Here is a 12,171-nt window from a genome sequence, read left to right as displayed (position 1 = left end):
TCGAGTATTGCCTTTGAGACGAGGGAGTTTTGAAAAATAAAAAAGGGAGCGAATGCTCCCTAGAAATTAACTTAATTGGCTGAAATACTTAATGTTATACCGCTTGCCGCGCTATAACCTTGTAAGTCTATATACCATGTACCTGCTTGAGGATTTTCTATCGTACACGTTTCAACGTTTCCATTTTTATATGGGCGGCACTCATAAGAGCTAGTACTAGATGCTGAACCAAAATTTACATATAAATCAGCATCACCAGAACCACCGGCCATTGAAATATCGAGTGAAGAATACCCTGCATCTAAATTTTGCGTAAAGCGTGTCCAACCACCTGAAGCAACACTCACATTGCTTTCTGTACGGTTAATTGGCGAAACACCTCCGCCAGTAGACCCGTCATAACTACCTGTTAATGAAACGCCTGAAATAGCATTCCATGCCTCTACCATAACGTAGTATGTACCCGCTTGAGCACTAGCTATAGAGCAGCTTTCAGTACTTGTAGAAGTTGTACTGTTGCAATCATAAGTGCTAAGTGTCGGTTTGCTTCCAAATCGTACGTATAAATCTGCATCACCAGAGCCGCCATTAGTATTAAATACTAAATTGCTAGCACCCGCTGGTACATCAAGTGTAAAAAACAACTGCTCTTTAGCTGAGCCACTTATACCAGTACGAGTAACGCCATTAGATAACGCTTCATCTTCCGCTGGCGGAGTGGTTGTGCCACATGAACTACCCGAACTTAAATTAGAGTTTACGCCAACAGCACTTAGGGCTGCTTTAACAGCACTTGGATCGTAATTTAAATCACAAGCTGCATCCATAACGCCGTTACCAGCAAGATCCCAGTTAGTGCTTGCAGTCCAATATAATTGGTTTGCACGAGCCATCACTTTAAATGCCTTTTCAGTATCCCAACCAGATGTAGTTGCTAAGTTATAAAATGCTTTATTAAACACCCCAGAACTATAATGAACATCCATTCCTGAAGAGTAGCTTGATTGATTATCAATTGATCTACCATCTTGTGTTGGATTATTCATGTAACGAAGAGCACCGTTGCCTTTAAATATATCTTTACCAACTAACCAATCGTTTGTGCCTTTCATGTAAAATTCAGCCGCTTCACCAGCCATATCAGAGAATGCTTCGTTTAAACCACCTGACTTTCCACTGTAAACTAAACCTGAGTTTTGCTCAGTAAAGCCGTGGCTTACTTCATGAGCTGATACGTCTAGGCTAACAAGTGGATAAAACGTATTTTGGCCATCACCAAAGGTCATCGCACTGCCATCCCAAAATGCATTTTCATAGTTACTACTATAGTGAACTCGCATTTGCAGTTGGAATGAAAGCGGCGGCGTACCAATCCAATCGTTATACATATTAAAAATTACGTTACCAAAATAATGTGCATCATTAAGTGGCGAATAGGCACCATTAATTTCTTTAAAGGTATTTTCAGGACATGTAAATGAATATGCACTTGAGCCACTAGTACCACCATTTAGGTTAATGGTTTTTACATTTGTGGTATTCATTGAACAGTTATTGCCCGTCTGACTTACATTTAAGCTGTCAAAATCAGTGCCATAAATGTATTTCCCGGTTTTTAGATTACCACCTGGGCCTGTCGCATCAGCATGTTGAAGGTTATCAAAGCTAAAAAGTACATCTCCAGAATTTGCATCTATGATTTGATATGGACGTGATGGGTTACTTCCGTAAGTAACATAAGACACTTCATAAACCAAATGCGCTTCACCTTGCTCATCAACCCAAATGGCTAATTGTGATTTTTCATTATGTTTTTCTAAGCCAACAGACTTTATCGCTGCAGATGATTTTTGCAATCCCTTAGCTACTGCCAATTTTTGATTTAACTTTGGAGTAACTGTGTCAATATCGCTTGATATATCATATACAGCAGCACCATGAGCACGTTTAAGTTGCCCATTATTGTTAAACGTCAAGCTCACCGTATCTCCAATTACCGGTAATCCATTATATACTTGTTGATAACGACGAGTTGTATCACCGTTATTACTTTTTATTTCTTTTAATACAACCAGCTCATTTCCTGCCTCTAAACCTACTAACTGATCAGGGCTAACCATCAATACAGAAGACACACCATTTTGTGCTGAATTATTTATATTTGCTTGTTGATTTAAATATTTTTTATTTGCAGCTACTGCGCTTGTTGCTTGTACCAAAGTAAAGGCAGCAAGTGTTGCTATTGTGATTTTTGATAAATTCACGTTTACGCTCCATTTGTTTATTTGTTTGAATATACTTTTATTAATCGGTACATCTTGTTCCCGATTAAAGCAATCCTAGGCTACAAATCATACAATTGAAAATGAAACAAAAAATTTACAATTAAAGTATTAAAAAACAAATTAAAAGCCTTTAATTCAACAGCTTAATAAAAACCCACCAAATATTGAAAACATTTAATTAACATAATGTAAACATTTATTTACTTTGGGTAACATATTGAAATAAAAATAATACAATTAAGTGTATAAATTTAATAAAGTGATTTTTACAATACAAACACTATTAAATTTAACAAAAGGCCTAAAAAAAAACCTATTTTTAAAGGCGCGACTGAAGCTTTAACATCTTTAATTTCTTATTTACCAAAACTATTTTTATTAAAAATAAAAATACAAATTGTCTAACAAACACTGTGACATAGCTATATCTCGGGAGTAACATAGGCATGTTTAGATCCCGCTTAATCATATGTTTTTCTCGTTAATTAAGGTTATTAAATGAATGCTTGGTACCTCATTTGTTTTCTCTCTGCACTTGCAATTTTTATTGCATTTGCAAATCAGTACATCCTCAAAATGCAAACTACTATTGCAATAACTACAGGCTCGGTTGTTATTTCTTTACTTTTGATTGTTGCAGTAAAATTATTAGGCGATCAAAACGCACTTGAAATGACAAAAATCGTCTCGAGTATTAACTTTAACGAATTACTCCTCAAAGGTATGTTAGGTTTCTTGCTTTATGCAGGTGCACTGGAAATAAACCTGTTAGCACTTAGAAAACAACGCTTGGAAATAACGGTGTTGGTACTGTTTTCCACTCTTGTTTCTACTTTTATTGTTGGCTACTTAAGCTTTTACTTATTTGCTTTTCTTGGCTGGCCAGTGCCTTTTATTTATTGTTTATTATTTGGTGCGCTTATTAGCCCAACCGACCCTATTGCTGTACTTGCTATTATTAAACAAATGCGAGCGCCAGAAGGAATCTCAGTTCAAGTAGAAGGTGAGTCGCTATTTAACGACGGTATTGGTTTAGTAATATTTACGACCATTTTTTCGGTTGCTTTTTATGGCACCGATGCACAATTTGGCGATATAGCAGAACTCTTTTTTGTAGACGCCCTAGGCGGTATTGCGTTTGGTTTGGTTATCGCTTTGGTTGGCCACTTTTTAATTATTAACAGCCGCGATGTAAATATTCGTTTATTGATAACCTTAACTATTCCTACTGCAGGTTTTGCTGCTGCAAATATTTGGGAAATATCAGGCGCACTTGCCATGGTAACGAGCGGCATATTAATGGGTAACATTACTCGTACTAAAGCAACCGAGCGCACGGGGCCTGAAGATACTCGTTACGTAAAAGATTTTTGGCATGCAACCGATAGCTTTTTAAATGCCCTACTGTTTTTAATAATAGGTATGCTAATTGTGACTATGCCTATTACAATCGGGGAAATTGGCTTAGGCTTACTAATGGTACCTGCAGTATTACTAGCACGCTTTATTAGCGTAGGCGCACCCTTTGTTATCTTTAAACGCTTTAGAACTTACGACAAGCACAGTGTTAAAATATTAACTTGGGGTGGTTTACGTGGCGGACTTGCACTTGCAATGGCGGCAGCAATCCCTCGCGAGCAAGTTTTTGTAGGCGGCTCTGACTTACACAACCTTATTGTTATTGTTACTTACGTTGTGGTTATATTTTCTATTATTGTACAAGGTTTAACTATCTCGCCGCTTATTCAAAGCAGCATTAAATCAGCTGAGCAAGCAAAGTAATAAATGCTTTGTGAGCAATCAAATCAGTAACCAAGTTATTATATAAATCACTTGGTTACTGTTACTCTCGTGTTACAAAAACACTTTAAAGTTCTATAAATTGTTATCCTTTTTATTTATCTGCCTTGTTTAAATTAATCCGCTTGAAATACAAATGAAAACAATTATAATTTTGGCTTTTCCTCTGTAGGGCTTTTCAATGTCCAAAAATAATTCTCACGTGTTTTTTAATTTTGTATCTCTAGGCAAACATCAATTTCATTGTTTTTTTGTGTTTTTTATAATGGCTATGGCAAGCTTTAATGTGTCGGCCTCACCTAATGAGCAAACAAAAATAAAACAAATTGCACAGCTTGCAGAGTATGTAGGTGTAGATTACGTGGCAGCTGTTGGAAATGGTGAAATACTAGACCCTGACGAATATCAAGAAATGACTGAATTTTCGCACGTCATTATTGAGCAAGCTGGACAGCTATCAAGCCAAACCAATGAGTTTGATACAGTAAAGGCACAAGCTAAAGCACTGCATACAGCGATTGCTAATAAAGCGAGTGTTGTAGATGTACGTGCAGCAAGCTCAGCACTTCGTGAGTCACTACTTACCTTTATGCCGCAATTATCGTTACCTACATCACTACTTTCCGTTGAGCAAACCAAAGCGCTTTTTGCTGCTAACTGTTCAATGTGCCACGGCCCAAATGGTCAAGGCGACGGCCCGCTTGCAAAAAACTTATCGCCAGAGCCTACCAACTTTACCGATGAAGAACGCGCAACAAACCGCTCTTTAATGGGGTTGTTTGACGCTGTAAGCAACGGCATTGACGACACACCTATGGTTGCTTTTACCCAATTTAATGAACAACAACGATGGTCTTTAGCTTTTTATGTAGGTAGCTTGGCATTTAAAGATGTTCAAAAACCACAAACTGTAGAACAAAACATTACCGCTTCGCAGATTGTAAACCTAAACCCCGCACAATTATCGGCAGGTCAAAGTGAAGCACAAGCACATTACGTTAAATGGCTTCGTGGTAATCCAGAGCAATTATTTAGCGCTAACAAAAATCCGATAACAGTTACTCGCACGCAGTTACTTGCAGCGCAAGCAGCGCATGCTAAAGGCAATTACTCACAAGCAAGTGATTTAGCAATTAGCGCATACTTAGATGGCTTTGAGCTTGTTGAAAACAACTTAAATGCCTACGATGAAACACTGCGTAAAAACATCGAAGTACGACTGATGAACCTGCGCCAAACATTCAAAAACGAAAAAGATACGGCCGTTGTTGCCGAAAAAGTAAGTGCGGCACTAACTCAACTCGCTAAAGCAGATAGCATGCTAAACGAAACTAAGCTAACTGACGGCGCGCTACTTTCAGCAAGTTTAGTTATATTACTGCGAGAAGGCTTAGAAGCACTCTTAGTTATTATTGCCCTTATGACTGTGCTTATTAAAACTAAACGCAAAGATGCGCTAAAATATGTACATATTGGTTGGATAACAGCACTTATTGCTGGTGGTTTAACGTGGGCTGCTGCGCAAACATTAATAGAAATAAGTGGTGCGAGCCGCGAAGTAATGGAAGGTGTTGGCGCATTATTTGCCGCTGTAATTTTACTGTATGTTGGCGTATGGATGCACAGTAAAACAAGTGCGCAACAATGGCAAAAATACATAAAAGACAATATAGATAAGCGCCTTGAGTCGGGTACATTATGGGGATTAGCGGGGCTTTCTTTTATTGCCGTATACCGTGAAGTATTCGAAACCGTATTGTTTTATCAGTCTTTATTAACGCAAAGCTCACCTGCTCAATATTCATCTATTGCATCGGGTTTTGCGATAGCTATAGCAATACTGGCTATTATTACGTGGGTATTAATTAAATACTCAATTAAATTACCGGTGGCTAAGTTTTTTGCCATTACCACTTACCTACTATTTGCACTCTCGTTTGTGCTTATGGGCAAAGCCGTTATTGCATTACAAGAGGCCGATATAATAGGTATTGCGTCGCTGCCGATGAGCTTTGATATAGCATGGCTTGGTATAAAATCGACATGGCAAGGTATTGTGGCTCAGGTATGTGTGTTTGCAATATTTAGCTTTTATCTATTAAAAAGTAAAAGTCAAAACTAATTAGTTCAACAGAAAAGGGAAGCCTATTTACTAGGGCGTGTTGACCTTCCGAGGTTGAATTTGCAGCAGTATGTTTGGTTTTCAGGCAAGGCAGAGCCTATGTAGTGTGGTTATTCCCCATAAATTGGCGATAACGCAGCATAAATACCAAACATACGCTGCCCTTTGGGTTCTTTCTAGGGACGATTAACTCTTTGTTGCTCGGTTTTTACTTAGCCCACTAGGTTACAAACCTCGCGCCGCGATTAAATCGCCCCTAGATTGAACAAATTTTAATCCTCAAAGATCAACACGCCCTAGGCTTCCCTTTTTAAACTCTAGCAATATATAAGTAACTGTTACCTATTAACCGTAACCTATGCCCATGTATCTAAATGGGGGTTTTCGTCATCGTCTACGTTAGACTTTTTTTTACTACTTTGATCATCAAGCATATTGAGCTGTTTCTTTTTTTGTAACTCACGCCTTTTTTTATTCTCTAGTTCAACTTTTTCAGTAGCCGATCCACTTTGCACACCCGCAATATGGAAAGCGCCTTTTGACTCAACTTCTAGCCTGGTGATTCTTCCTAAATAAGGGATCATGATATCCATACGTACTTCCTTATTTAACTGTTTGATTATCAAAATGCTAAATTTGAATGATAAACAAACAATTATTCGCTAAAATTGCGCTTATTATCTTAATATTATCGACAGTTATAACATATGCTTTAATTAAGCTAAAAAAAACTTGCCATAATATGGCCGTTTATGTTTTTATGAATGCGAAATTTATTTAAACGAATAACAACTGCACGTTTGCGAACTTACGGGCAGTTACATAGGACAAAAAATGCGCTTAAACCTGACAACAGTACATCATCACCACCATTCACCGGAATAACCTGTCAGGTCTTTCGCTGAGAGGTTATTCCTAAAAGGAACCTCTGGCGATTCAAATAACATTGATTCATTTTCGCCCTGAGGTTCCCCTCGGGGTTTTTAGTTTTTAAATTAAAGGAAAATGAATAATGAACAACAGTAATCGTCTACGTATCGCCATCCAAAAAGGCGGCCGCCTATCTAAAGATTGTCAAGATCTACTAAAACAGTTAGGTGTTAAACTTAACCTTCGTGAACAACGCTTAATTGCACACTCAACTAATATGCCAATTGACGTACTACGTGTGCGCGATGACGATATTCCGGGTTTAGTAATGGACGGTGTATGTGACTTAGGTATTGTTGGCGAAAACGTACTAGTAGAAGTTCAAGCAGAACGTGAACGTCAAGGTGTTCCCAGCGAAGTAAACAAACTTTCAAAACTAGATTTTGGTTACTGTCGTCTTGCACTTGCATGGCCACAAGAGCTAGGCGCTCGCGATAAGAGCTGGTTTGAAGGCAAACGTATTGCAACTACCTACCCAGAAATTTTAACTCAGTGGTTAAAGCGCGAAGGCATTAACGCAAGTACAGTAATGCTTACTGGCTCTGTTGAAGTAGCACCACGTGCAGGTTTATCTGATGCAATTTGTGATTTGGTATCTACTGGCGCAACACTTGAAGCTAACGGCTTAATTCAAGGTGATACAATTTTAGAATCAAACGCATGTTTAATTCAAAATAAAGATCTGCAAGACGCTGACAAACTAGCACTAATCAATAAGCTTATGCCGCGCCTACGTGGTGTTAGACAAGCTAAAGAAAGCAAATACATCATGCTACACGCACCAAAAAATAAACTTGATGAAATTTGTGAAATTTTACCTGGTTCTGGTCAACCGACTCTACTTGCCCTTGCGGGTAATGAAGAATACGTAGCACTCCACATGGTAAGCAGCGAAACATTATTTTGGGAAACAATGGAGCAGTTAAAGGCCCTAGGCGCTAACTCTATTTTAGTTATGCCAATTGAAAAAATGATGGAGTAAGTACCATGCTTCGTTGGAATGAGGAATCTTCACAAGTACAAGCCGCGGCGCTAATGCGCCCTGCAGTTTCTGTAAGCGCAAAGGTTGAAGCAATATGCAAAACTATTTTAGCTAATGTAAAAGAGCAAGGCGATGAGGCCTTACTTAGCATGGCCAAAGAGTTTGATAATAGAGCTAACCCACGTTTGCGCGTACCGCTAGATGAAATTAACGCATCTGAGCAAGCACTAAGTGCTGAGCTTAAATACGCAATTGACACCGCTTATGCAAATGTTAAACGTTTTCACGAAGCGCAGTTGCCAAAAGATATTAAATTATCAACCCAACCAGGCGTTGTATGTGAACTGAAATATCAAGCCATCGAAGCAGTCGGTATTTATGTACCCGGTGGCAGTGCTCCACTGCCATCGTCGGTTATTATGCAAGGTGTATTAGCACAGTTAAGTGGCGCAAAAACCGTTGTACTAGCTACGCCGGTACAAGGTGATAAAGCAATTAACCCTGCTATTTTATATGCAGCTAAGTTATGTGGCATTACTACTTTGATAGAAAGTGGTGGCGCAGGCGCAATTGCAGCAATGGCTTATGGCACCGAATCGGTTCCTAAAGTAAACAAAATTTTTGGCCCAGGTAATAGCTTCGTAACAATGGCTAAACAGCTCGTTGCGCAAACTATCCCAGGTATGGCAATTGACATGCCAGCAGGTCCGTCTGAAGTATTAGTTATTGCAGATGAACGTGCAAACCCAGAATTTATAGCCGCCGATTTACTCTCACAAGCAGAGCACGGCGCAGACTCGCAAGTTATTTTACTATGTAACAGCGAAAGAATTATAGAACAAACTCAGCAGGCACTTACACGCCAGTTAGCTAATTTGAGCCGTAAAGAAACAGCCGAACAAGCGCTCGCTAATTCTTCACTTATTTTGGTTGATTCAGTTGAGCAAGCATTTGATGTATCGGCGCAATACGGCCCAGAGCACTTAATTTTACAACTAGGCGATGCAACACCTTACCTAGATAAAGTTAAAAATGCAGGCTCAGTATTTGTAGGTGACTACACACCAGAATCTGCAGGCGATTACGCATCGGGTACTAACCACGTGTTACCAACATATGGTTACAGTGCAACATACTCGAGTTTAAACTTGCTTGATTTTTTTCGTACATACACAGTGCAAACAATTACTAAAAGTGGTTTAACGCAGCTTTCAAAAGCAATTTTACCACTTGCAGATGCAGAAGGCCTTGATGCCCACGCTAATGCGGTTTCAATTCGTTTAGAGGCAATTAAAAATGAGCAATGAGAGCGCACAAGCGTCTAGCTTATTACCTAAGAATATTGCAGCCCTTGCTGCATACAGCTCTGCAAAAAGTGAAAAGCTAACCGGTACTACGTGGCTCAATGCTAACGAAAGCCCGTATGCTAAAAACCTTGAACTGAGTATTGAGGATTTAAATCGCTACCCCGATCCACAACCGCAACTGGTTATTGACCGTTACGCCGCTTATACAGAGCTTGAAAGCGAAAATGTATTAATGACGCGCGGCGCAGATGAAGGCATTGAGCTTTTAGTGCGCACATACTGTGAGCCAGCTAAAGATAGTATTGCGCTATTTTTACCAACCTACGGTATGTACAAAGTTACCGCCGATACACACAACGTTGGTATTAACGCGCTTACCCAAGAATTATTATTAAGTGGCAGTGCTGACGAAATAGTTGCAGCTGTTGGCAGCTCAAAACTGGTATTTATTTGTAACCCAAATAATCCAACGGGCAGCCTAACACCACTTGATAAAGTAAAAGCGATTGCAACAGCACTTATGGGTAAAGCACTGGTTATTGTTGACGAAGCCTATATAGAGTTCTGCCCAAAGCAAAGCGCCACAAAACTTATTAATGAGTTTAGTAATGTAGTGGTTCTGCGCACGCTTTCTAAAGCCTTTGCGCTAGCAGGGCTCAGAACGGGCTTTACGCTTGCACAAGCAGCAACTCTTGCGCCAATTCGTAAAGTCATTGCGCCGTATCCGGTATCGGGCGTAGTAGCAAGTATTGCAGCGCAAGCAATTGCACCCGATGCAATTACATCAATGCGCCGCCAAGTTACTATTTTAAATAGCTTAAAAGCTAAGTTGGTAGATTGGCTAAACGCCTCCCCTGCTGCATTAAAAATTCTCACTGGTGAAGGTAACTTTGTTACTTTAAAATTAGCCGATAAAAACTACTTTAAAATTGCACTTGAGCAAGATTTGGTTATGCGCGCTTTTACACTATACGGTGAAGACGACTGGCTACGAATTTCAATTGGCAGTGAACAAGAACTTGAACAAGTAAAAATTTGGTTAGATGGCTTACAAACGCCGGCTACCGCAGCATCTTTAGCAGGAAACGAAGTATCATGAGTAACCCCTATTTATTTATAGACCGCGACGGCACTATTATTGAAGAGCCAATTACCGACAAACAGGTAGATAGCCTTGAAAAGCTAGCATTTTTACCTGGTGTTATCCCTGCGTTATTACAATTACAAGCCGCAGGTTATCGTTTAGTAATGGTATCGAATCAAGATGGTTTAGGCACAGACAGCTTCCCGACTGCTGATTTTGACATAGCACAAGACAAAATGATGGACATAATGCAAAGCCAAGGCATTAGCTTTGAGACCGTATTAATTTGCCCACACTTTGACGAGCAAAATTGTGACTGCCGTAAACCTAAAACGGGCTTACTTACCGAGCTTATGCGCTCTGGCAAAGTAGACTTAGCGCGCTCTTTTGTTATTGGCGATCGCCAGACCGATATTGGCCTTGCTCAAAACTTATGTTGTGAAGGTATTTTATACGACGGCGATTGGAGTGCGATAGTGACAAAATTAACTACCGCAAACCGCGAAGGTCGTGTTACACGCAACACTAAAGAAACCCAAATTGATGTAGCCATAAATTTAGATCAAACTAAAAATGGCAGCATAGACACCGGACTTGGCTTTTTTGATCACATGCTTGATCAAATTCGCACGCACGCAAACATTGGTTTAAACATTAAAGCCAAAGGCGATTTACACATAGACGAGCACCACCTTGTTGAAGACATTGGTATTGCCTTAGGTGTTGCACTTAAACAAGCGCTTGGCACTAAATCGCAAATTGCACGCTATGGTTTTGCGCTGCCGATGGATGAATGTAAAGCTGAAGCACAAATTGATTTATCGGGCCGTGCATCATTTGTATTAAACGCTAATTTTAGCCGCGAAAAAGCCGGCGACTTAGACGTGCAAATGGTTGAGCACTTTTTCAAAAGCTTAAGTGATAATGCCGCTATTAGCCTTATTTTATCGGTAAGCGACGGTAACTGTCATCACCAAGTAGAAGGCTTATTTAAAGCGTTTTCACGTGCTCTTCGTATGGCAGTAGCACAAGACACGACCCAACAAACAGCCAGCTCTAAGGGATGTTTATGATTGCCATAATTAATACCGGTTGTGCCAATATAAATTCAGTACGTTTTGCGTTTGAACGTTTAGGCCAAACGCCAACAGTAATTACTTCACCAGAGCAATTAGCGGGTTTTGAGCGCGCTATATTGCCAGGTGTAGGTCACGCGTCGGTTGCTATGAAACGCCTAGTAGATAACGGCTGGCAACAAGCAATAAATGAATACCAGCGCCCGCTTATGGGGATTTGCTTAGGTATGCAGTTACTGTGCGAAAGCACCGAAGAAGGTAACGTACAGTGCCTAGGTAAAATACCAGGGCAAGTAAAAGCGCTTGATGTAGGCAATTTAACGTCGCCGCATATGGGTTGGAATAACTTAAGCGTTAACAAAGAGCATGCATTAACTAAAGGGCTAACGCTTGATGAGCAAGTGTATTTTGTTCACAGCTTTGCGCACACCGTAAACGACGCCACACTAGTGAGCGGCGAATATGGTCAAACCTTTTCAGCCATTGTTGCTAAAGACAATTACGCAGGCATGCAATTTCACCCAGAGCGCAGCGCAAAAGTTGGCGCACGTTTATTACAAAATTTTGTTGATTGGCAGTTATAAG

At 39.9% G+C, this 12,171-nt stretch carries 9 protein-coding genes; 7 read left to right on the top strand and 2 right to left on the bottom strand.

Annotation, left to right across the window (positions count from 1 at the left end; genetic code table 11):
• Positions 1-71: 71 nt before the first annotated feature.
• Positions 72-2,264, bottom strand: a complete 2,193-nt coding sequence (locus D172_RS19820) for a M4 family metallopeptidase (RefSeq protein ID WP_007376290.1) — start codon at positions 2,262-2,264, stop codon at positions 72-74.
• Positions 2,265-2,783: 519 nt separating this feature from the next.
• Between D172_RS19820 and D172_RS19815 the strand changes: the two genes are divergently transcribed.
• Both D172_RS19815 and D172_RS19810 read left to right on the top strand, forming a co-directional pair.
• Entirely contained in the window at positions 2,784-4,067 is a 1,284-nt protein-coding gene (locus D172_RS19815) for a cation:proton antiporter (RefSeq protein WP_007376291.1), read from the top strand.
• Between the two features lie 283 nt (positions 4,068-4,350).
• Positions 4,351-6,207, top strand: a complete 1,857-nt coding sequence (locus D172_RS19810; protein ID WP_007376292.1) for a cytochrome c/FTR1 family iron permease — start codon at positions 4,351-4,353, stop codon at positions 6,205-6,207.
• A gap of 356 nt (positions 6,208-6,563) precedes the next feature.
• Here the strand turns inward: D172_RS19810 and D172_RS19805 are convergent, their stop codons facing one another.
• Positions 6,564-6,800, bottom strand: coding sequence for a hypothetical protein (locus D172_RS19805; protein ID WP_007376293.1), 237 nt, complete (start codon positions 6,798-6,800; stop codon positions 6,564-6,566).
• Positions 6,801-7,219: 419 nt separating this feature from the next.
• Between D172_RS19805 and hisG the strand changes: the two genes are divergently transcribed.
• From hisG to hisH, 5 genes are read left to right on the top strand one after another with little or no spacing between them, the layout of a single operon-like run.
• Positions 7,220-8,119 (top strand): ATP phosphoribosyltransferase, encoded by a 900-nt coding sequence (gene hisG / locus D172_RS19800; RefSeq protein WP_007376294.1) that lies wholly within the window; start codon positions 7,220-7,222, stop codon positions 8,117-8,119.
• 5 nt (positions 8,120-8,124) lie between these two features.
• Complete coding sequence (gene hisD / locus D172_RS19795; protein ID WP_007376295.1) at positions 8,125-9,426, top strand: histidinol dehydrogenase; 1,302 nt, start codon at positions 8,125-8,127, stop codon at positions 9,424-9,426.
• Complete coding sequence (gene hisC, locus D172_RS19790; protein WP_007376296.1) at positions 9,416-10,525, top strand: histidinol-phosphate transaminase; 1,110 nt, start codon at positions 9,416-9,418, stop codon at positions 10,523-10,525. The genes hisD and hisC overlap by 11 nt, the downstream gene beginning before the upstream one ends.
• Positions 10,522-11,583 (top strand): bifunctional histidinol-phosphatase/imidazoleglycerol-phosphate dehydratase HisB, encoded by a 1,062-nt coding sequence (gene hisB / locus D172_RS19785; protein ID WP_002960263.1) that lies wholly within the window; start codon positions 10,522-10,524, stop codon positions 11,581-11,583. The genes hisC and hisB overlap by 4 nt, the downstream gene beginning before the upstream one ends.
• Positions 11,580-12,170 carry an imidazole glycerol phosphate synthase subunit HisH gene (gene hisH, locus D172_RS19780; RefSeq protein ID WP_002960265.1) on the top strand — a complete coding sequence of 197 codons (591 nt, stop codon included), beginning with the start codon at positions 11,580-11,582 and terminating at the stop codon, positions 12,168-12,170. The genes hisB and hisH overlap by 4 nt, the downstream gene beginning before the upstream one ends.
• Position 12,171: the final 1 nt, after the last annotated feature.

The organism is Pseudoalteromonas sp. Bsw20308, assembly GCF_000310105.2.
Classification (GTDB): domain Bacteria; phylum Pseudomonadota; class Gammaproteobacteria; order Enterobacterales; family Alteromonadaceae; genus Pseudoalteromonas; species Pseudoalteromonas fuliginea.
The sequence above is the reverse complement of the archived record's forward strand: the minus strand, read 5'-3'. Positions and strand labels throughout refer to the sequence as shown.